We start from the raw sequence: 23,201 nt of genomic DNA on the forward strand, positions 1-23,201 counted from the left end.
TGCGGGCGGGCAGCAGGTCAACAGGAGGAGCAAAAGAGAAAAGGAAAAAAATGGGTAAGTACCAAGTTAAAGCAAAAGGTTGGTTGGCCAAGTGGCTTACTCAAGGAACGGTGAACAATAACTATTTACCAGTAACTTACCCGAACGATTATTTGTAGTGATGTTAAACCTTACAGGTACGAAGCATGCAACCTGAATTTAACGGGGGCTACTATACCCCGCAGGACACACAAAAATGTGACATACATCAATCTAGCGTGCGTAAATTACGTACAGGGAAGGGAGTGTGTAACAAGATGCAAACAGCGGTAAATAAATACCATAAACCATCAGTTTGTTTATATTTTAACTCATTCACCTGCTGACCCACTCCGTTGTCAAACTGATGCTGCCCCATCTCTAAATTTTCGTCACTACTGCCTTAATTTCGCTTCATCCCATGCCATACTGGGCAGCAATGCCTCTTCGAACGGTTCAGGAAAGCACATGTTAAGGATCAACAGCAAAGAACGCCCCCATTGGCGAGAGCTTGCCAAAGAATATGGCTTCGGTTTTCACACTATGTACGGCGAACCTTACTGGGATGAAACCGGCTATTACCAGTTCACCCTGCAACAGATTGAGCGTGATTTGGAAGATCCCACCGAGGAAATCCACCAGATGTGCCTCGAGGTTGTTGACGAGGTCGTCGCTGATGAATACTGGTTGCAGCGCTTTCAAATTCCTGAAGCAATGTGGCAACCCATCCTAGATTCATGGCGCAGTAAAGAGCCCTCACTCTATTCGCGGCTCGACTTTGCCTACGACGGCACCGGCTTTGCCAAACTGTATGAAAACAATGCCGACACCCCTACCTCGCTCTACGAGACGGGATTTTGGCAATGGTTATGGCTTGAAGATATGGTCAACAGCGGGGCAATCCGCCGCGATGCCGATCAGTTCAACCTATTGCAGGAACTGCTGATCGAGCGCTTCAAGACGCTTTCTCGTCAGCAACCGGGCCAGACCCTTCACTTCTCTTGCTGCAAAGATACCGTTGAAGACCGGGGCACAGTGCAATACATGGAAGACTGCGCCAAGGAAGCCGGGCTGTCGACATCGTTTGTGTTTGTTGAAGATATCGGCATTAACGGCAAGAAAGAATTTACGGATATGAGTGATAAGCCCATCCGCTGGATGTTCAAGCTCTATCCATGGGAATTCATGCTGCGAGAAGAGTACGCCAAATACCTGCCGGCTAATGCCATCAACTGGCTGGAGCCAATGTGGAAATCAGTACTGAGCAACAAAGCCCTACTGCCGATGCTATGGCACAAATTCAAAGGGCACCCGAACCTACTCCCCGCCTATTTTGCCGATGATCCAGGCCTTAGTGAGCTTAAGGATTACGTCATCAAGCCAATATTTGCCCGTGAAGGGGCCAATATCACCATTGTGGAGAACGGCAGGCAAACCTTACGCGTCGATGGACCTTATGGTGATGAAGGCGTGATCTACCAGGCTTACCACCCTCTGCCTAAATTCAACAATGCCTATACCCTGATCGGCAGTTGGCTGGTCGACGATCAAGCCGGTGGGATATCCATTCGCGAAGACCGCTCGCGGATCACCCAAGATATGTCGCGCTATTTACCTCACATCATTTTGTAAGCTCTCACTCTTTCAAAATAAAATAGCCAAGGAAGAAGGCTTCCTTGGCTATGACTTCAGTGACACATCAGTGATGAATTAGCACCCTGTTGCGGATGTTGTATCGCATCGGGAAAACAAGCGCTGCTTGTAAACCCTGAGGTTATCGATCACTATCCTCTCTTCACCGATAAGCTTACTTCTCTGGCGGGCCTTAAACTGGATATTGAACTGTTCGTTACCAGGGCGCTTGCGCATCACAAAAGCAATTTCATCGTTTGAATTGCTTTCTATCGTCGCAACATAAGGCCGGGCTGATTTCTTTTCGGTTGATGGTTTAGGGTAAACATCGACATCGATATCAAACTCGGTGGCCGTTTCGCCATCGAGTTGGTCTTCGCTAAGTAGCGTGTTTTCCAATACATCAAACTTGAAAATATAGCGGGTGCCGTCTGGATCAGCACTGACATCGATATTACTGCCCGTTTCAACCGTCTGCCAGGAGGTTGTCCCATTGAGCACGAATTCCAGTGCATGGTTGGTATAGCTGCGCCCCTCTTCGTCTTCAGCATTCATGGCGATCACACGCGCCTTGTTCGTATTCATGCCTCCAGCCCAAATACCGTCGCTACTGCTTTCGAAGTCACCGTTATCCAGTTCTTCAAGAGTCCCTATCAGTTGCAGCGAGGTATTATCGAACATAAAGGACTCAACGGTCTCCGGGCTACCACTTACCACATATTCAATATGCAAGTAAGCAGCCCCTTGTGGCTTATAAGAGTACAATGAAACAAGCTGACCAATATCTCCTGCACCGATAGCGTTGCTGGCCGTTACCTCTCCTAGCGGAGCATTTCGGTCCCCCTCTGCTGACCAATATGTGCGAATAAAGGCGGTTGCTTCAATCGCTTTGATTGGCTTGATGTAAGCCGAGATCTTGTACTGGCTATTTGCAAGCGAAACAGGTTGCGACACCGCTTGGGTTAATACGGACTCTCCTGCCGATGAAGTGCGGAGCCGCACCCCCTGCCCTGAAACGCCTTTTACCGTTCTGGTCTTACCGTCACCAAAGTACTGCCAACCCGCCACATCATTTTCAAAATCAGGGTTGGTAAATCGTGGCGATAGATTTTCTCCGTATTGATCCAGTTGCTTAGGACTGACAACATCATCCAATTCAATCCAGTCACCCTGTGGGTCTACAATCTTGAAAGTCGCAAAATGCTCCCTGCCAGGCACAGTAAACGGCGAGCGCTGGAAGCCAAAAGATTGTTCTGATTTGTCTGCCCTTACACCTATCACATGACGAGGCGTCAAGGCCGAGAACAACACAACTTGATTGCCTTCTGCGTCATCATCTAGCTCGTAATGCGCTCTAAAGAAGGTATTACGTAGCTTATCTGCAGTACCTGGACGAAGCGTTTCAGCCAGTCCCACCGCCCCGAACCAAAAGTCGGCAATACCAATGGACGGCATCTCGTAATCAGGCTTCACCATCGACCAACGCGTTAGCATCTTGATCGGACTCTCGGGATCTGAGCTGTTTAACATGTCTTGGCGCAAACCATCGCGATAAGCAAAATAGCCACCGACCACGGCGCCTTGCTTGCCATGCTGGCCAAAACCTAAAACGGCGGGAAAGTGGATGATATCGCCGGGGTGATCCGAGGGGCCATCATTCCAGTAATTGCCATTTTTATTCTCCCTATCAAAGGGGTTATTACCTGCAGAGAATGCAGCAAAGTACGGTGAGCCAAGATCATCGGTTACCGCCTGGGAGAGGGCATAATAGTTATTATTCTGAGCTTTCCAACCCGCATCATCAGCATGGTGTTTCAGTACTAGCGTCCCTCCCATAACCACGAAGGCGGCATGGGATGACTTGATCACCGGCTCACCCGCCAAATAATGGTCGTAATTGAAGTTATCCCGCTCATAAACATACTGACCGTAGTTATAGCTTGCCATAGGGTCTTGGGCCGCACCCAAGTCCCCATATATCCAGCTTTCGTTTGCCATACCATTGGCATTCCTAACCGGGCCGAAGTCATCAACTTCCCAAGTCACGCCCTGACGGGCACGGATAGTATCGGCTGATCGAACAAAGATTTGCTCCAAATACTTTTTCGCATCCGCAATTTTCGTACTTTGTGGATACAGCTCAGCCGCTTTTATCACCGCCGGCAGGAACTTCATGCTGGTATAAACTTGCGGCTGGGGACCCGGGCTTTGATCTTTGGCAAACGGGGTACCATCACTGTTGTAATTACGGACAAAATGACCATCTACAGTTTTTATGCCTCCCATCCCATCTTGGATAAGTCCCGCATGACGCTCAATCAGTAATTCCAATAACGGTTGAATTTGCTGATCAGCCAGCGTCTCATCCACCACACCTTCCGGTGATAGCATATTGGCCTCATTCGCGGCCATCAGTAAGTAGATTGCCCAGCCAACGGTATCGGCGATTGGCGTCTCGTTCGCTTCTAGGTCAGCCTGTTGTAATTTTCGGTGCAAGAACCCTTCAGGAGAAAGTGTCGAACGGTTTGTACCATCAATTTCACTGCCGTTATAGGCGGTCAGACTCTTAATCGCCGCCACGTATTGGGCAAGTTCATCACGCAACCACTGCTGGTAGCTCAACCGATCCACATCGCCGCTATCCGTAAGGGTATAAGCATTTCCATAATAGGCACCGGACTCACCGCCTGAATACATTAGCTTGCCATCAGGCGTAGCGGTCAGGTCGACGAGTCTGCCATCATAAGACCACAACTCAGTCGCGGCATTGGTCAGGTCTCCACCTTGTTGAACAAGGTGTTGCGGAACAAAGAAAACTTGGGAACTTTGCTGGGAATCTTTGGTGATATACAGGCCAGCTAGTTCTTTTCGGCCAAACACGCGGCTATAACCAATTCTGGACAGGTTCCTCCGGTTATACACTTTCGTTAGTTGTTCCCCATCAGCAGGCAACTTAAACACCCCATTTTGGGTCAGAACGTATAAGTCTCCGCCAACCATATCCAACGCAATATCTTTAACAGTGTTTGGAGTTGAAATTAAATCGATTTCCGGCTCGCCCCCACCGTGATAAACCGTATTTCGACTGGCGTCATAGCGATATACTCCCATATCACTGCCGACATAAAGCTTGGACTTGAAATAGGCCATACCAAAATGGTGAGGGGAATTACTGGCTCCTGAGCGCAACTGCACCCGGTCAAATACAGACAATATGCCGGTGTTGGTATTAAAAGCTAATATTGCATCTTCTCCGCTGCCTTGACTGCAAAGCGCCAGATAGAGAAAGCGGCCTGAAGGAGTGAATGTCATTCCACATAATTGGCCTGCAGATGAAAGGCCTGCTTGCTCAATGTCACTGGCTGTGATCGTGTGAAGAGGATTGGCAGAAATGTCTCGGATCTCTATGGTTGCCGAACGACTGTCAGCAGCGGCATAGTAGCCGGCCACTTTCGCCGCTGCGACCATATCCGTTTGGCCCAGTTTAGAAAACCAGGCTTCTGAAATCAGTTCTTGTTGCGAAAAAGATTCCAGGCTTGATTTGGCTTGCGCCTGTGGCGGACCCAGCTGTTCATTATTATTAAGGCTATTGCTAATCGATTCATCCTGACACCCCCCAAGTACAGCAAGCATGACTAGATGGCTAAGCAGCTTCATTCTTTTATTTATTTTCATACATCCTCTACAGCGTAAATAGGTCATCATTCATCAAATGATGATTACACTTAAAATAGTTTGATTTATTCCATGTATGGCAAACACCAGATTGAATACCTGGTGTTTGCTTACTTATATAATCAGTGGGTTAGTTATTATTTAGGACAAGCTTCTGGGTTGTTATAAATACTTGGATCCGGTGCTTTTACCCCCCAGGTTGGGACTGGGTTTTTACACTGGAAAGCGGCCAAGGCATTTTTCAACTCTTGTAGTTTTTCAGGGTTCGCATCCGATACATCATAAAACGCTTTTTGTGTCTCGCCGGTGCTATCAATGTATTCATCAAATTCGGCAAAATTTACCGCCGAATCAGACTCACAACTGACTTCCCCGCAATCTCTTAGTCGGAACAACTGGAATTGTTTTTTTCTCGTTTTCAGAAGCTTGAACTCACCATCAAAAACAGCGGCCTTGTTGACCCGATCCCAAAATAGATAACGGTCTTCAAGCTTTTCAACTTGATGGGTTAGTCGTGGAAGCAAGTTGACGCCATGTAGGTCATACGCCGCTTTATCGCTGGTATCAACCCCTGCTGCATTGAGGATAGTTGGCAAGATATCAATGGTAATGATCGGCTCATCAACAATTTGCGGCGAAATCTTTCCAGGCCATGAGATAGCAAATGGCACCCGGGTTCCCCCTTCATATAGCTCGCCTTTATGGCCAGAGAGCGGCTTATTAGACGAAAAGTTACTCTTCGGCTTACCACCATTATCTGACACAAAGACAATAATTGTATTTTCTAAGATACCTTTTCGTTTTAGCTTCTTGTAAATTTTAGCGACGCTATTATCTAAGCTTTTAGCCATTGCCAGTGCCGTTTTCCGGCTGGCTTTTTCTTCTTCAGTAACATACTCAGGGCCAACGAAATTAATTTCAGCCTCATCAACGTTGGTTGCTTTCAGCGGTGTATGAACAGCATTAAAAGCAAGGTAGAGTAAAAATGGTTGCTGTTCATTAGCATGCTCACTAATAAAATCTACCGCCTTTTCGCCGAACTTATCCGTCAGGTATACATTTTCAAAATCCGGTTCAATTTGCAGTCCGGCGACTGTCTCTAGCGCAGCATAATACTCAGTCCTATACGTTTCAGGATCGTAACTACTGTCCAGATCTGCTTTATGATTATCAAAAGCAGTAATTAATTGCTTCTCTGTTCTTTCTTTATCACAGACGTTTGGATCATTGGCATTTGGCGTCTCGCAGGCCAGTTCTTCAAGTAACTGAAAATGCTCTGTCACGAGTATCTCAGCAGATACCTTTTCTTCATCTGAGGGCACGGGGTGATTTTCATCAAAAGATTGCCACATTGTAGAGTGAGGTGTGGTAAAGGTATTGAACTGATTTTTGTCTCCGATTTCATAGGCAACAGCACCATTATTGAAACCGAAGAAGTAATCAAACCCTCGGTTGTGAGGCCAAAACTTCCAATCTTCGCCATCATGATCTTTACCGATAAAGGCAGTGGTATAGCCGGCGTTTTGGAAATAATTACCAATCGTCGGTATCTCTGTTGGTATACCCGGCTCTACGCCCTCCTCGTGATCAACGGGTTCATTGTCATCGGCATCATCTGGAGCAGGGTTACTATAAAAACCAAAGGTTTGCTGGTAGCGACCAGTTAGCATTCCTGCTCGGGATGGGCCACAGACAGGTGCAGTTACGTAACCATGGTTAAAGACAGCACCACTGCTCGCAATTTTAGTAATGAATTTGGTGGTCTGGTTACTGACGGTATCTTCACTGTTCCACTCCCCTTGGTAGAATCCAGCGTCGGCATGACCTAAATCATCAGCAACGATGATCACTACATTAGGCTGCCCCTGATTTGTTGTGACACCGGTTGAGCTCGCGGTAGCCGGATTTGCCACCCCCAACGCGGTTATCAATGAAGACGCAAGCAAGCACTTCTTGAAACTGGGTATCGTCATGTTTACCTCATTATTGTTGTGTAGTTTCTTCCAAACCTGCCCCTAAATTCCGTCATAGAGCCAGACTCAATCAAAACGTTTCAGCGTTACTATTAAATAAATCAATAAAATTAACGCGTACAACAATTATTCATAACAACAAGAAACCTTCCAAGGTAAACGATTAATTTAAATGAATTAAAGCAAAAATCTGCGAGTATCATCCCAAAAACACACCATGGGTATACTTATCGATAATTTTGCAAAACACGCCAGTCTAATCGAATGAATCCTGACATTTTTGGCCAGAGGTCGCAAAAAACAATAGAAACGTTTTTGTCATGCAGTGACGTGATGTTTGTTCCGTAATTTTGAAAACAGCAATATGTATCACAATTGCTCCAGCATACCCCTTTCGGGGATCTATACTGAACACTTAATATCTTGAATACCTTTGCATTACTTTGTTACATATTCAGCGCAACGACAGCAAGATAGCGTATAACAGCGGGGCAAAGGACAAGATTACATCTGCATCGGCTCCCTATGGATAAAAACGATAAGCAACATTCGGCATTTATTGCCCTGACTCTCACCCTTACTGTGAATAGCTTCTCTGGTGATGCCCAAGCCAGTGACCAGCAGCGCTTTGCCGATTATGGCCCACTGAAAACCTATGCCCAGTCGCCCATGCAATCGAATGCGTTAACACCGTTGGTCAGAACGGGGTTTAGTCATGCTCCTGACACTGTCGAGCTATACGCTACAGGAACGATTGCCAGTGTCTGGGCCCATACCGATGACTACAGCGCCGATTATTACCAAAATGACCTTTCAATTGGTGGCTTTTGGCAGTTAAACAACCAATGGGCTTTGGAGCTTGATTACACTTGGCGTTTCGCCGCCAACAACCGGTTAGATACCCTGACCAAGGCTTTCCACGACTGGTTCGGGATCGGCCAAAATGGCCGTGATGAAGTGGATGACCACTCCTTTGATATCTCGGTACCGCAGTACGGTGTGGAGATCCATGACTTCGAGGGTGAAACCATCAGCAATGCTTTCTCTCTCTATTCCAGCTACCAAATCGTAGAGAACAAGCACCATGGCTTATCCGTTGGCGGCTCACTGTATTTCAACTATGTCGGTAGCGGACCTTTCAAAACCAGCAACTTCGAACAAGCCCTGCAACTTAATTACAGCTACCGAACCGCAAAGCACAGTATTTACACTTTGCTTGGCGTTTCCTACCGCCATAATGACGAAGTGCTGGCCCAGATCAAATACAACAGGTTCGCTTTTGCCACTGGCGTGAGTTACCAGTACCAAATCACACCCAAGCACCGCTTCCTTACCGAAGTGCATGTGTACGAAGGAGCCAGCGACGCAACTTCGGATTTGGGCGAACCGTCCACCGAGTTTTTGTTAGGCTACCGTTATCACACCAAGCGCGGCGCGTTGGAGTTGTCGATGATCGAAAATGTGTTCAACATGGATAACAGTACCGACATTGCCTTTACTGTCGGCTACCGTCATCGCATGTAGCCAGCACTATCAATTTACATTGTAAATATATCCGACAAGCTGTTCGTTATTTACTCTATTAGCATTAGGATACAAAAAATAAAAAACACTGTATTGAAGAACATAGCTTTTCCACCTACCATAGCGGCCATCTTTCTTGGCCAGTGAAAACAGACCTGTGAAAAATATCGCCCTGCTAATCTGTACCGCCTTACTTTCTGCCTGTTCATACAATGCAGCACCCGTTGTTGGTTCCCATGACAAAACCCAGCTCGAGTATGAACAAGACTTGGCAGAGTGCCGCCAGAAAACGCAAGAAGTAGATAAAGGTGAAGCCGTTCGAACCAGTGCTACCAATATGGCACTGATCGGTACTGCCGCAGGTGCGCTTGGCGGCTTGCTGACGGATGATGTCGGTATGGGCGAGAGCATGGTGTGGGGCCTTGCGCTTGGTGCCGGTACCGGGGCGGCAGTTGGCTCGGTCAAAGCGACCCAGACCCAGTCTTTGGTATTGCGCCGCTGCATGGAGCTCAAGGGCTATGAAATCCTTGATGCCGAAGTAGATGATTTAGCCAAGGTCGAGCTTGAATCCGAACCAGAGGCAAGCATCGAACAACAACTCGCTTCAAACTAATTCAGGTTCGATTTAACACACGGATCTCGTTCTAATACATGGTTAACTTCCCTGCATCGGACTAGCGCGGCTCTGTGCTAGTCGCTGTGCTCGGGGATTGCTTTTTCACCCTCAGCTCAAACTGCTCGACCAAAAAGTCCACCAGCACCCGCAACCTTTTGGGCATCAATTTTCGCTGGGGATAGACCAAGCTAACAGGTACCAACGGCATATCCCATTGCGGTAACAGTTGAATCAGCGTGCCTGAGGCAAAGTGTTCACGGCAAATAAACTCGGGTAGCACGGCTATACCTAGCCCATCCAAGCACGCCGATAGAGAAGCGGTGATGGTGTTGACCTTCAACCGGTAAGGCAAATCAATACTGACCTCCCCCCCTTCATGCATCAGGTGCCAATTAGGCATTTTCACTGCCTTGTTGTGGATCTTGATTTGATGATGCGGCGACTTGAGATCTTCAGGACTAGTGATCATGCCGTATTGCTCAAGGTATTCCGGACTGGCGGCTAGTACCCGGCGGGATTCAGTGAGTTTTCTAGACACCAGGCTGGAATCACCTAGCTCACCTACTTGGGCATAAAGGTCGATCCCTTCACCAATGATATCCACTTCCCGGTTGGTCATTTCAACATGTAGCGAGACATGCGGATATTGTTTCAAAAAGGCATTGAGAAAGCCGCCCATCACTTGATGGCCCAATTCCACTGGCATCACCACATATAGCCTGCCACGGATCAAATCCTGATTAGCACTGACTTCTAGTTCGGCTTGACCCATGATTTCGAGCATCTGTACACAAGACTGATAAAAGGCTTCCCCTTCCGGCGTCAGGATCAAACTTCGGGTCGAACGCGTGATCAAGCGCACACCTAAGTGTTCTTCCAACTCGGCAACTTTTCGGCTGACCGTCGACTTGGTCATATCCAGGGCGTCAGCAGCTTGGGTAAAACTACCACAATCAACAACTTGTGAAAAAATCGCTACCGAATTCAAGTCCATCACAGCCCAGCCTTTCAACCATTAGTAAGATTTGTGCAACAGTGTTTCCCTTTTTTCTTATCTTATCAACCAATCGAGATCATTTACAATTTGAAACACTTTCCGAAGACCAATTCTTATAAGACATAGAGGGTAAAATGGCCGATCATCCCCAAGCGCCTGCAGCAGCCGATTGTAACCAATCACCAACCGCACCTGCGGCACTTCCCAAGCGAAACAAGAAAAAAGCACCGCTAATCGCTACCTTGATCATGCTTTCGCTTGGCGCACTCGGCGGCGGCTACTGGTTTGGCTATGGCCAGTACTTCGAGTCAACTGACAACGCCTACCTACAAGGCGATATCACCAATATCAGCCCCAAAGTCGGCGGCTACATCACCGAGTCTTTTGTTTCCGATAACCAGCAAGTCAAAGCAGGGGATCTACTTGCTAAAATTGATGACCGTGACTTCGAAGCAGCATGGGATCAAGCCAAGGCGAATTTAGCCGTTAGCCAAGCCGCTATCGACAACCTCCATGCCCAAGAGCAATTGCAAAAGACCCAGATCCGTCAGGTCGAAAGCCAAATTGCCTCAGCAAAGGCCGAGTATGACCGCGCCAAGCAACAAGTCGCCCGCACCCGCAGCCTGCTCAAACGTAACTACTCTTCGCAGGATGAACTCGATAGCATGACCTCGCACCAGAAGGTGACGGCTGCCCAACTCGAAGAAGCTAACGCTAGCTTTCAAGGTGCCAAAGATCAGCTTGTGGTGATCGCCAGCCAAATCAAACAGGCCGAAGCCGCAGTCACCGAAGCGCAGGCGCAACTAGAACAGGCCGAACTCAACCTTGCCTACACCAATATCTATGCGCCTGTTGACGGTATAGTGGGTAAACGCAGCCTTCGTGTTGGCTTATATGTCCAACCGGGTATGCCATTGATGAGCTTAGTGCCAACCTCCAATGTATGGATTGAAGCCAACTTCAAAGAAACCCAGCTAAGCGGGATCCACAAGGGCCAAAACGTCACAGTAGAACTGGATGCTTTCCCCAACCAGCCATTACAAGGCGTAGTCGATAGCTTCTCACCAGCAACGGGAGCGAAATTCGCCCTTTTACCGCCTGAAAACGCGACCGGCAACTTCACCAAGATTGTCCAGCGGGTACCAGTGAAAATTACCATTCCTGATCCGAAGGCCCTCAAAGGCCGCCTGATCCCCGGCCTATCGGTGGTAGCGACGGTTGATACACGGGGCTAAGTCATGGGTGCAGTTATCACAACCAACCAACAGCAGCAGACTCCAGCTGTTGAAAGCGAGGCGCTCCATGTGCCCCGCCGCCACTGGATCGCCTTGTTCGGCGGCCTAATTGGCGCGTTCATGGCGATCTTGGATATTCAGATCACCAACTCGTCTCTCAAAGATATTCAGGGGGCACTGTCTGCCACACTGGATGAGAGTTCGTGGATCTCCACCTCCTATTTGGTGGCAGAGATGATCGCGATACCACTCAGCGGCTGGCTGTCGAAAGCACTCGGCAAACGCCGCTACCTGACTTGGACCACGGCGATTTTCACCTTGTCATCCTTCTTATGTTCGCTTTCTTGGAACATGAGTTCGATGATTGTCTTCCGTGCCATGCAGGGCTTTAGTGGCGGTGCCCTGATCCCCTTGGCTTTCTCGCTGGTTATTCAGCTATTGCCAATTCAGAAGCGTGCAGTCGGGATGGCACTGTTCGGTGTTACGGCCACGTTTGCCCCGTCCATCGGACCGACGTTCGGTGGCTGGCTGACCGAAAACCTGTCTTGGCATTACATTTTCTATATCAACATCCCGCCGGCGATTTTGGTCATTTCCATGATCCGCTACGGCCTCGATGACGAACCGTTAAACCTCGGCACCTTGCTCAAAGCCGACTGGTTCGGGATTGTCACCATGGCACTCGGGTTGGGTTGTCTGGAAGTGGTATTGGAAGAGGGTAACCGTGAAGAGTGGTTCAGCTCGAGCTTTATTGTCACCCTAGCGATTATCTCGGGTGTCAGCCTGGTGTACTTCATCATCAATGAACTGCAACACGACAGACCGCTGGTCAACCTGCGGCTATTGCGCGAAAGGCAGTTTGCCATGTCATGCCTGGCCTATCTGATCCTCGGTATGGCACTGCTGGGCTCTATCTATGTCCTGCCGCTGTACCTGACCCAGATCCAGCGCTACAACGCGATGGAGATCGGTGAAGTGCTGATGTGGATGGGCTTCCCGCAACTATTGCTGTTCCCCATCGTGCCCAAGCTGGTCCAGTTCATCAAACCTAAGTACTTGGTGACATTTGGCTTTACCATGTTTGGCCTGAGCTGCTACGTCAACACCCATATGACGGTGGATTTCGGCGGCCAGCAACTTATCCTCTCTATGGTGCTTCGTGCTATCGGGAGTCCGTTTATCATGGTGCCATTGTCACTGGTGGCAATGAAGCACATCAGCAAAGCAGACACACCGGATGCATCGACCCTGACCAATGTCATGCGTAACCTCGGCGGGGCATTCAGTATCGCGATTATCGCCACATTGCTCGACAACAAAACCCGGGAGCACCTCGGGCACATCAAAGAATCGCTGCCGAGTGTCAGCACCAATGGCTGGCAGCAGTTGCTGCAACAGAGTGATTTCTTCATCAAGGCAGGTAGCGATGCCAGCACCGCGATGCAGCAGGCCCAGGCTACCCTGCTAACGACCATGCAGCGCGACGCCGCCATCATGGCCTACAACGATGTGTTCCTGATGATGACCGCCTTCCTGGCTTTCGCTGCGGTGCTGATTATGTGCATGGATGATTAAGAAGAACTCCAGCTTTGCAAGCGATCAGATGGTCAGACAACCTATCGGGAATGATTTCAAAACCTACCCGCCATGGACGGCGGGTTGGAGTTACATGGATGTACTCGCACGTTTTTGAAATTATTTCCGGTTGGTTGGCAAAACAGCAGGTGGACTAACAATTTTACGCCTATCTACGTCAGCAACTGCTCACCCAATTTATCCACCACCTCGAGTATATGTAGCTGGCTCTCGCGACTGTACAGCGAGATCCCATCTATCTGCTCTTCCAGATTCACATTGAGATGGCTAATTTGGCTCAAGGTCGAGCCTCGCAGGCTAATCGAGAAAACCTTCATACCTTTGCGCTTAGCGTTGTGGGCCATGTCCACCACCGCGTTGGTTTCCCCCGACTTGCTGATCAATACCAAGATACCCGCGTTAGCCATGGTGAGCTGGTGAATATCGGTGATCACCAAATGGGGAATATTGGCGAGGGACAAGAAACGCGACAAGTAATTTACACTGACAATAGATGCACCGCGGGAGTAGAGGTAGACCACATTGGTGGCCTTGAGGCCGGATGCCAGCTTGGCAATGACGGCTTGATCTTGCCCTTCGTCTTCTGCTGACGAACGCTGGCGGGCCAAGTCTGCCGCTAGCTTGTAGCGCAACTCGGTATAGCTAGCATAGCCCATCTTCTTGCACACCCGGTTGACCGAAGTGGTGGTGGTCAACGCCTTGGCTGCTATCTCCTTGGCCGAGATCTCGCCCAATTGCTTGGCGTGGCTAATAATAAATTCATAGATAATGCGTTCGGTCCCACGGAAGGTATTCATGTAATTGATGTCATCACGTCATTGGATGGGCGTATTTAATCGCGAACAACGGATGAAAATCCGTGAGTAAGCTCTCAAAAGTATCGTCATACGCACCTTGTACCAAGAAACCATAACGCTTGCCGATCGCCGCTTTTTATACTGTCCACAGTTTAGAACAATGGATATGAAACCATGGCGAAGAAAAAACTGGTCGCAGTAACGGCTTGCCCTACAGGTATCGCCCATACGTTTATGGCGGCAAAGAAGATTCAGAGCTGGGCTGAGAAGCAAGGCTATGAAGTCAAAGTAGAAACACAGGGCAGTGACGGGGTCAAAAACAAACTGACCGCCCACGACATTGCCAGTGCCGATGCTGTTGTACTGGCTGTCGACGTACCGATTATGGATATGGACCGCTTTGACAATGCCAACCCGCTGCAGGTGCGAACTCAAGAATTGATCAAGCACGTCGATGTCCTGCTGCCGGAAGCCATGAAAAGGGAGAAAGACAAATCTGATTCCGGCACCGTCCTGCCAATCCAGGAAAAACGCTCTGCCTACCAGGTGTTCATCGGCCACATCATGACCGGCATCAGCTACATGCTGCCGGTCGTCGTGCTCGGTGGTCTATTGATGGCCGTCGCCAAGATCACCGGTGAGTTCGTTGATATCTCCGGTACCCCGGTCGAAACTTTAGACCGCCTTGGTTTCATGACCATCAAGTTCATGTACCCAATCTTCGCCGCCTATCTCGCCTACTCCATTGCCGGCAAGCCCGCGCTGGTTCCAGCCTTTATCGGCGGGGTGATGAGCGACGAGGTCTACAAACGCTTCTTCGGTATCGAAGTATGGGCGCCTTCGGGCTTCTTCGGTGCCATTGCCATCGGTTTCTTGATTGGTTATCTGGTCCGCTACCTCAACGACACCATCAAGGTGAAGTCCGAACTGACAACCTTGAAAACCATGCTGCTGGTACCGCTGATCAGCGGTGTCGTGATGGTGCTGACCATGGAGTACGTGATCAACCCGTTCTTCGGTGCAGTCAACATGGCGATGGTCAAGCTGTTCACCGAGGCTGGTGACGCAGGCCGTGGCATTTACTCGATGGTGATTGCTGCCGGTACCGCCTTTGACCTAGGTGGCCCTATTAACAAAGCGGCTGGCTCGGTTGCCCTTGGCCTTAACGGCATGGGGGAAAACTTCGACCTGATTGCCCGCGAGCTCGGTATCGTGATTCCACCTATCGGTGTCGGTATTGCGGCCCTGCTTGATGGCAAGTTCCGCCCACGCGTATTTAGCCGCGAAGAGCAAACCGTCGGCAAGACCTCGTTGATGCTCGGCCTAATCGGTATCTCGGAAGGGGCTATCCCGTTCATTCTGAAAAACCCGAAAATGATCCCGATTATGATCCTCGGCTCGATTATCGGCACCCAACTGGCCGTCGTACTGAATGTATGGCAAAGCCTGCCACTACCAGCGGTATGGGGTTGGTTCCTGTCCTCTGACCCGGTGAGCTACACCATCTCGGTCATTGCCGGATCAAGCTTTATCGCCATTGCCTTGTTGCTTTGCACCAAACCACAGCCCAAAGGCGCTCACTAGCCACAGAGCTAGTTAATAAAACCGTTACAGCAGGCTTCCTATACGGCGAGCTGCAAGAAATATAGGGGTGGTGAACTCTACCCCTTTCATACCGAATTAAACCAAAGAAGAGAAGTCAGCATGGCTAAAGTGCATGTTATTCCCCACACCCACTGGGACCGTGAGTGGTACTTCACCCAGCAAGACAGCGATGTGCTTGCTACCTACAATTTCACCAAGGTGATCGAGACACTGGAAAGCCAGTCGAGCTACAGCTGCTACCACCTTGATGGACAATCAGCCATTGTTGAAGACTACCTAAAAGTAATGCCGCACATGCGCGAGCGCATGGCAAAATTGGTCAGCGACAAACGTCTGTTTATCGGCCCTTGGTACACCCAAACCGATACCTTCAACGTTGCTGGCGAATCGATTATCCGTAACCTTAAATACGGCATGCATGTCGCAGAGCAACTAGGCCACAGCATGACGGTTGGCTACCTGCCAGATACCTTCGGCCACAATGCCCAGATGCCCACCCTGTTCAAGGGCTGCGGAATTGACAATATCATCTTCTGGCGCGGTATCGACTACGACCAACAGGTCGAACGTTCAAACTTCTTCTGGCAATCACCGGGCGGCGACGACATCATCGCCTACAACCTGGTGCACGGCTATGGCGCGGCGAAAAATATCGTGGCCGAGCCTACCCACCTCGACAACAAGATTTTCCCTATGGTCGAGAAAATCAAAGCCCTTGCCGGCTTGGACGAGGTGCTGATCCCATCCGGTGGCGATCAGGTCAATATCGATCCTAACTTGCCGGACACGCTAGCTAAGGCGACCGAGCGCAGCACGGCCGGTGACACCTATGTGATTTCGTCGATGGAAGACTACGTCGATTACCTGCGCCACAACAGCAGCGATTTCGACACCTACAGGGGTGAATTCAAGATCCCACGCTATACCCGAATCCATAAAACTATCGGCTCGGTGCGCTACGACATCAAGAAACTCAATTTCGACATCGAGCAGTTCCTGCTGAAGAAACTCGAACTGGTCATGGCGATTGCCAAAGCGCACGGTATCACCGTCCATACCGAACTGGTCGATATCGCCTGGAAGAAAATCATCGAATGCCATGCCCACGACAGTATGGGTGGCTGTAACAGCGATGCCACCAATGCCGATATCATGCACCGCCTCAAGCAAGCGGAGGAGATCTGCCACGGACTATATAACCTAATCGTCAAGGACATCGCCAGCCAGGTGTGCGATGAAGGCGAGGTTATGGTGTTCAACAACCGTATCAAACCGTATTCCGGCATCGTCGATATCGTGGTGTTCAGCACCTTTGCCGATATTACACTGGATCAAAACGGCCAAACGGTAGTCACTGAGCTAGTCAAACGCGACACGCTCGATGGTGGCAAGGTTATCGAAGTTACCAAGGACGGCGAGAAAGAAGTCCCAGTCCCGCCATATTACCGTTTCGAACTCAAAGCCAAGCTCAATGCTATCCCGGCCCTCGGTTACCAGACCCTGCAAGTTAGCGAAGCGAGTGCGATGAGCAAAGCCAACATCGATACCTCAACCCAGATCGAAAACGACCGCCTAAGCCTTGGCTTGGATAACGGCGAGCTAACCCTAACAGACAAACAAACCGGTCGTACCATCACTAACCTCATCCAGTTTGAAAACCAGGCCGATGATGGTGACTCCTATGATTTCTCACCGCTGGAAGGCGATACACCGCTTTACTCCCAACCGCTGTCACTACTTGGCAGCCAGCGCGGTGAACTGATGCAGCAAATGACCCTGCAAAGCCGGATTTTGGTACCGAACGACTTGGAAGACCGTCGCCAAGGCGATGCCAACAGCGAAATCGTATTCAAGTTGACCTTCACTCTGCACCACGGTGAGCGTAACCTGCAAGTCGAGATTGACACCATCAACCATGTCAAAGACCACCGGGTAAGAGTCCTAATCAATAGCGACATTGATACCGATAGCTCTATCAGTACCTTGCCGTTCGCGACTATCGAGCGCCCGGTTGCCCCAGTGCTATTTGACGCTGAAGAAAACTGGCGCGATCGCTATCGCGAATGTCCTGTCGATATCGAAACCACTGAGGGTGCTGTTGCCATCACCAATGGAGCTGCCAACCAAGACAACACTCCACAAAATAAAGCCCTTATCATCAACGGTCGCGGGATCAAGGAATATCAAATCCTCAAAAATGCCAACAGCCAGCACGATAAAATTGCCCTGACCCTGTTCAAGGCTGTTGGTTACCTAGGCAAGGATGATCTGCTGTGGCGTCCGGGGCGAGCATCGGGGATCAACAATACCGTGGTATATACGCCAGATGCCCAGTTGCAGCAATCCATGCGCTTCAGTTTTGCCATTGCTATGACAGAGACGGCATCACACCAGACGATCCGCGAACTGGAGACCGACTACCTCAACCAGCCGTTTTGCTACCAGAGCCAACGTCTCAACAGCTTTGAGAACCGCCTCGAGCGCTTCCAGGTCCGCTTTGATACCAAGCCAATGGCCAAACAATTTAGTCTGCTGAAAATTGAAGAAGAGCTCGAACTGTCGAGCGTGTCGCACTCTTTCTACGATGACACAGCATTGGTAGTGCGCCTATTCAACCCAACAGAACAAGCCATCAGCTTGGATATGTCGCAATTTGACCGTTTTGCCGATGTCGCCATCGTCAACTACCGCGAACAGCTGCTTGCCGATGCCGAGCCTGTTGTTGCCCCGAACAATACCATCGACCTGCGTGTGATCTGCGCGGTTGCTCCAACCTCAGACAAGGAAAATTGCTAATGTTTGCCCAAACTATTACCCAGAAAGTGGCCGATATTTACGGCCAAGAGCAAGCGCCGCAGATCACCGAACAGATCCTTGCGCTTATCGACAAATGGCAGGGTAGAGCCCCTGCCTACCCGGCCTGGGTGGACCAGACCACCAGCTACCTGATCACCTATGGCGACAGCATCAGTGAGAGCGGCAAGCCGACTTTAGCAACCATGAAAGCGTTCGCCGACAAATACCTGAAAGGGGCAATCAGCAATATCCATATCCTGCCGATGTTCCCGTACACCTCGGACGACGGTTTCAGTGTGGTTGACTACCGCAAGGTTGATCCCAACCTTGGCGATTGGGACGAGCTCAATGCCCTTGCCGAAAACTTTAACCTGATGTACGACTGTGTGATCAACCATATCTCCAAGAGCAGTGATTGGTTCCAGGGCTATCTAGCCGGCGATGAGCGCTACCAAGACTACTTCGTCGAATCTGACCCAAGCCTAGATTACAGCAGTGTCACCCGCCCCCGTGCCCTACCGCTACTGACGCCGTTTACCAAGGCCAACGGCGAGACTGCACACGTCTGGACGACCTTCTCGGACGACCAGATCGACATCAACTTTGCCAACCCGCAAATCTTGCTGGAAAGTATCGATATCTTGCTGATGTATGCAGCCAACGGCGGTCGCTCTATCCGCCTCGATGCAATTGGCTTTATTTGGAAAGTACTCGGCACCAGTTGTATCCACCTACCTCAGGCCCATGACATCATCAAGCTGTGGCGCCTGGTACTGGATATCGCTGCCAACGGCACGCTGCTGATCACTGAAACCAATGTGCCCCATCCGGAAAACGTTGCTTACTTCGGCGACGGTGACGAGGCCCACATGGTCTATCAGTTTCCGCTGCCACCACTGACCCTACATGCCTTCCTGTCGGAGGACAGCACAGTGTTGAGCCAGTGGGCCGAAGGGCTAACACGTGAGGCGATGGAAAACCTCAGCGCAGGGCGCCAGACCACCTATTTCAACTTCCTTGCCAGCCATGACGGTATTGGGGTACGCCCTACCGAAGGGATCCTGACCGATACCGACCGCCAATTCATGTGCAGTGAAGTGGAACGCAAGGGCGGCAGGGTCAACTACAAGCACAATGGCGATGGCACCCAGTCGCCGTACGAGCTCAATATCAACTACCTCAGTGCGATCACCGAGCCTAGCGACACAGACCATGACAAAGCGCGCAAATTCCTAGCTGCACAGTCACTGCTGCTGTCGTTTATCGGTGTACCGGCTATCTACTACCACAGCTTCCTCGGCAGCGAGAATGACATTGAGGGCATGGAAACATCCGGCATCAACCGCCGAATCAACCGTGAAAAGTTCAGCCTCGGCGAGCTGGAAGAAGAGCTCAATACCCAAGGTTCATTGCGCCAGCAGGTATACGGTGAAATGATCAAGTTGCTCAACCTTCGCCAGCAACACAGTGCGTTTTCACCGCTTTCCAAGCAAACCGTGTTAAACCTAGGCAAGGGCGTGTTTGGTTTGATCCGTGGTGAAGGCGAAGAGCGCGTTACTTATGTTCTCAACCTGACAAGCCAACCCCAGCAAGTAAAACTGGCGCAGGGCGGGACCGATTTGATCAGCGGCGAAGCCTTCACTGCAGAGCCATCACTGGCACCGTACCAGTTTATCTGGTTGACACCTAACGCCAATCAGCCGCATGAACAATAAGGAGCAAGACCATGAAACTGGCCCAATTAACCTCACCTGATTTGATCATGCTCGATGCCGTATTCGATGACAGAATTACCGCTATCGAAACCCTGACCGATAAAATCGATCAGGCCGGCAAGCTAACTGACCGCCAGATGTTCCTTGATGCGGTGCTAAAACGCGAAGAGGAAGGCCCAACCGCACTTGGCGAATACCTCGCCGTGCCGCACGGTAAATCCGAAGCCGTCACCGAGCCGGTGTTTGCCTGCGCCTTTGTCAAAGACGAGCTGCAGTGGCAGGGCCTCGATGGCGACGAGCCGGTCAATATGATTTTCCTGCTGGCCATCCCGCCCGCAGAAGCCGGCTCCACCCACATGGAGGTGCTCACCACCCTAACCTCGTCGCTGGTTGACGATGATTTCAGGGACCAGCTATTGGCTGCACGCACCCAAGCTGAGGTGATGGCACTATTTGGCGCAGATGAACTAAATAGTGAAGATAACGCTGAGCAGGCAACCACCACCCCAGATGCTGAACCGATCGCTGCGGCAGCAATGCAGGAACAACCGCAGGAAGAGCCCCATAGCAGCAAAGCATACCCGTTGGTGCTGCTGGTTGGCTGCGCCATTGTATTCCTGTTATTTGCGATGATGTAAGTTCATCAGTCCAATCCCCCAACCAAAGCTCCAACCTATAAACAGGCTCTTCCTAGAGCCTGTTATCTTTCAAATCATTACAATCAAATTATCAGCGCAGCCCTCTCGCCTATTGCCGCTTTTCCTATCGCCCTATAAGCTTTACGGAGAAACCGTGAAAAGGACTAGCACCATGGAAACGCTCACCATCGCCCAGCTGGGTAACCCAGTATTGCGCGAGCACGCCACACCACTGTCGGCCGCCCAGTATCAGGAGTTCGCTCCTTTCTTCAATGCACTTCAACTAAAGATGTTGGAGAGTAATGGCGTAGGAATTGCCGCGCCGCAGGTCAGCGAGTCTATCCGTGCGTTCATCGTGGCATCCCGCCCCAACCCACGCTATCCCGATGCGCCGATGATGGAGCCGACCCTGATGCTCAATCCGGAAATTACCTGGGCCAGCGAAAACCTGGAAAAAGACTGGGAAGGCTGCCTGAGCATTCCGGGGATCCGCGCGCTGGTCAACCGCCATTCTCACATCGAGGTACGTTATGACACCTTGGAAGGCAAGGAAGTCAAAACCCAAATGGAAGGTTTCATTGCCCGGATTTTCCAGCATGAACTAGACCATCTCAACGGCTTGGTATTCCTCGACAGGGCTGAAAAGGCCGATTACTACACCGAGGCCGAGTACCTCAAATTAACAGCAAAAAGCTAATGCCCACCGCAACCTAGTTGCGCAAAAAAATACCCGAGTTACAGCTACTGCAACTCGGGTACTTATGTTGGTGCTAACAGATTAGCTTAGTTAAAAGCTGCCAAATGCATCATCTGCCCTGTCTTCCAGCCCACCGAACGGACCGGAAGAACTACCGTCATCCTCATGCTGCAAACGGCTTTCATCGATAATGTGCAAGCGGTAGCGGCCGGGGGCCTTTACTGAACTCCCATCGCTCAGCGTTTTCAGATAAGCAACCAAGTCAGCCTCGTCCTGTGGCGATAACCCCAAACCACCGACAACAAACGGAGGTGGGCGATTGACACTGAACTCAGGCTCTGGCCAACAATCATTTAGCATCGCCTGTTCGGCAGTTGTGATATGGGAAGCACAGGTCGGTTTAACCCTTGCCGTATTGTAAAAGTGGACCAATTGTTCAAGGCTCTTGAACCAGCCGTTATGGGTATAAGCTTTCACAAAACCAGAATGTGGTCGCTTATCAACATTACGTAATGTTGGCACTTTGTGCTTACCTAAGTTTGTCCCGAATGGTAAGCCTAGCTTAGTCGCAATTAACTCTACACCAATATCCGGTTCAGGGTTATTCGGAATATCATGATTTCTCGGCACACCAATATTAAAGAACTGATCATTGGTATAGCGCTCAAATGGCCCGACACCTCCCGCATTGACAGGATCACTCTGATGACAAAAAACACAGTTGCCTGATGGAGCACCATTCACGTTATAGAAAATATCATGGCCTCTGTTTTCTTGAGCGGTGAAATCATCCAACGGAAATTGACCATCTGCATCGTTTCTAAGAGCGATATCCCGTTTGGAATCAAAAGGGTTATTGTCTTTAGACATCTGCCAAGCAGAGAGGGCAATCGCAAAGCGGGCAAACGTTCTGTTTATCTGCCGCTTTCCGCACTTAATCTCTGTCCCCCAAGCATATTCATAAAGTTGCCCACCCCATATCGTATCGTCCCTAACCTGCTTACAAACATCCTGTTTGGTTTCGAGGGCCTGCTCTACCGGATTAATAAATGGACTGGCATGGGCCTGATCGGACAATGGGCCGATGTATTTCCGATACATACCTTCATATTCGCTGCCGACACCGGAGAACGGGTCAATATTATGGAAAGCTTCGATTAAGTTACCTTCCGCTCGCCCATTCCAGAATGCACCGCCACAGGCCACGTCCCCCAGAAACGGCACAGAACATACTTTGAAGTTGCCAAGACCAACAATATCTCCCGCATCCGTTCGGAACTGTACGTACTGGTTTGTAGGTGGCTTCAAATTCCCTACGCCCACACCATCTGAGCCCGTTACCGCTACATCGCTTTCATTAATCGATGAGTCCCCTGTGGTTCCACCCGCATTACCAGCATGGCAAGTCGCGCATGACATATTTTGGTTTAGTGAGATATCCTCAAAGAAAAGCCGTTTGCCCAACTCTTCGAGGTACGTGAGTTCATTTGCTTGTACATTACTTGATAAAACACCGGCACTCATGATGCCTATGAGAAGCGGGATAGACTTTTTGTCTATTCCCTTTGTATTTGTGGTTAACCTAGCCAATTTATTACTCATCAATAAGCTCCAACTACTTATATTTTTATAATTAAAAGCAACTGACTTTCATAAAAAGCCAGTTTTTATTTAATTCAAAAAGTAC

At 49.9% G+C, this 23,201-nt stretch carries 15 protein-coding genes; 10 read left to right on the top strand and 5 right to left on the bottom strand.

Features of this window, described 5'->3' with window-relative positions; translation table 11 throughout:
- Window positions 1–486: 486 nt before the first annotated feature.
- Complete coding sequence (locus tag C9J01_RS14315; RefSeq protein WP_107298833.1) at window positions 487–1,650, top strand: glutathionylspermidine synthase family protein; 1,164 nt, start codon at window positions 487–489, stop codon at window positions 1,648–1,650.
- Window positions 1,651–1,728: 78 nt separating this feature from the next.
- Here the strand turns inward: C9J01_RS14315 and C9J01_RS14320 are convergent, their stop codons facing one another.
- Entirely contained in the window at window positions 1,729–5,325 is a 3,597-nt protein-coding gene (locus C9J01_RS14320; RefSeq protein ID WP_146157084.1) for a YncE family protein, read from the bottom strand.
- A 137-nt stretch (window positions 5,326–5,462) separates the two neighbouring features.
- On the bottom strand, window positions 5,463–7,298 hold the full coding sequence (locus C9J01_RS14325; protein WP_107298835.1) for a sulfatase-like hydrolase/transferase: 1,836 nt from the start codon (window positions 7,296–7,298) through the stop codon (window positions 5,463–5,465).
- 525 nt (window positions 7,299–7,823) lie between these two features.
- Between C9J01_RS14325 and C9J01_RS14330 the strand changes: the two genes are divergently transcribed.
- Window positions 7,824–8,822 carry a DUF3187 family protein gene (locus C9J01_RS14330; protein WP_107298836.1) on the top strand — a complete coding sequence of 333 codons (999 nt, stop codon included), beginning with the start codon at window positions 7,824–7,826 and terminating at the stop codon, window positions 8,820–8,822.
- A gap of 157 nt (window positions 8,823–8,979) precedes the next feature.
- Window positions 8,980–9,435: a glycine zipper family protein gene (locus tag C9J01_RS14335; RefSeq protein ID WP_201797827.1), complete on the top strand. Its 456-nt coding sequence runs from the start codon at window positions 8,980–8,982 to the stop codon at window positions 9,433–9,435.
- Between the two features lie 61 nt (window positions 9,436–9,496).
- On the opposite strand, the gene C9J01_RS14340 is transcribed toward C9J01_RS14335, so the two are convergent.
- Window positions 9,497–10,432: a LysR family transcriptional regulator gene (locus tag C9J01_RS14340; protein WP_107298837.1), complete on the bottom strand. Its 936-nt coding sequence runs from the start codon at window positions 10,430–10,432 to the stop codon at window positions 9,497–9,499.
- A 251-nt stretch (window positions 10,433–10,683) separates the two neighbouring features.
- On the opposite strand from C9J01_RS14340, the gene C9J01_RS14345 reads away from it, so the two are divergent.
- Entirely contained in the window at window positions 10,684–11,670 is a 987-nt protein-coding gene (locus C9J01_RS14345) for an HlyD family secretion protein (RefSeq protein WP_237156977.1), read from the top strand.
- A gap of 3 nt (window positions 11,671–11,673) precedes the next feature.
- Complete coding sequence (locus tag C9J01_RS14350) at window positions 11,674–13,245, top strand: DHA2 family efflux MFS transporter permease subunit (RefSeq protein ID WP_237156972.1); 1,572 nt, start codon at window positions 11,674–11,676, stop codon at window positions 13,243–13,245.
- 173 nt (window positions 13,246–13,418) lie between these two features.
- On the opposite strand, the gene C9J01_RS14355 is transcribed toward C9J01_RS14350, so the two are convergent.
- Window positions 13,419–14,063 (bottom strand): MurR/RpiR family transcriptional regulator, encoded by a 645-nt coding sequence (locus C9J01_RS14355; RefSeq protein ID WP_107298839.1) that lies wholly within the window; start codon window positions 14,061–14,063, stop codon window positions 13,419–13,421.
- A 174-nt stretch (window positions 14,064–14,237) separates the two neighbouring features.
- Between C9J01_RS14355 and C9J01_RS14360 the strand changes: the two genes are divergently transcribed.
- From C9J01_RS14360 to def, 5 genes are all read left to right on the top strand, one after another.
- Window positions 14,238–15,647 carry a PTS fructose transporter subunit IIC gene (locus tag C9J01_RS14360; protein ID WP_107298840.1) on the top strand — a complete coding sequence of 470 codons (1,410 nt, stop codon included), beginning with the start codon at window positions 14,238–14,240 and terminating at the stop codon, window positions 15,645–15,647.
- Window positions 15,648–15,767: 120 nt separating this feature from the next.
- Window positions 15,768–18,464, top strand: a complete 2,697-nt coding sequence (locus C9J01_RS14365) for a glycoside hydrolase family 38 N-terminal domain-containing protein (RefSeq protein WP_107298841.1) — start codon at window positions 15,768–15,770, stop codon at window positions 18,462–18,464.
- Window positions 18,464–20,179 carry an alpha-amylase family glycosyl hydrolase gene (locus C9J01_RS14370; protein WP_107298842.1) on the top strand — a complete coding sequence of 572 codons (1,716 nt, stop codon included), beginning with the start codon at window positions 18,464–18,466 and terminating at the stop codon, window positions 20,177–20,179. The genes C9J01_RS14365 and C9J01_RS14370 overlap by 1 nt, the downstream gene beginning before the upstream one ends.
- 11 nt (window positions 20,180–20,190) lie before the next feature.
- Complete coding sequence (locus C9J01_RS14375) at window positions 20,191–20,817, top strand: fructose PTS transporter subunit IIA (protein ID WP_107298843.1); 627 nt, start codon at window positions 20,191–20,193, stop codon at window positions 20,815–20,817.
- 154 nt (window positions 20,818–20,971) lie between these two features.
- Complete coding sequence (def, locus tag C9J01_RS14380; protein ID WP_237156973.1) at window positions 20,972–21,514, top strand: peptide deformylase; 543 nt, start codon at window positions 20,972–20,974, stop codon at window positions 21,512–21,514.
- A 90-nt stretch (window positions 21,515–21,604) separates the two neighbouring features.
- On the opposite strand, the gene C9J01_RS14385 is transcribed toward def, so the two are convergent.
- Complete coding sequence (locus C9J01_RS14385; protein WP_107298845.1) at window positions 21,605–23,116, bottom strand: cytochrome-c peroxidase; 1,512 nt, start codon at window positions 23,114–23,116, stop codon at window positions 21,605–21,607.
- Between the last annotated feature and the right edge of the window lie 85 nt (window positions 23,117–23,201).

The sequence above is a fragment of the Photobacterium rosenbergii genome (genome assembly GCF_003026455.1).
Taxonomy (GTDB): Bacteria; Pseudomonadota; Gammaproteobacteria; order Enterobacterales; family Vibrionaceae; genus Photobacterium; species Photobacterium rosenbergii.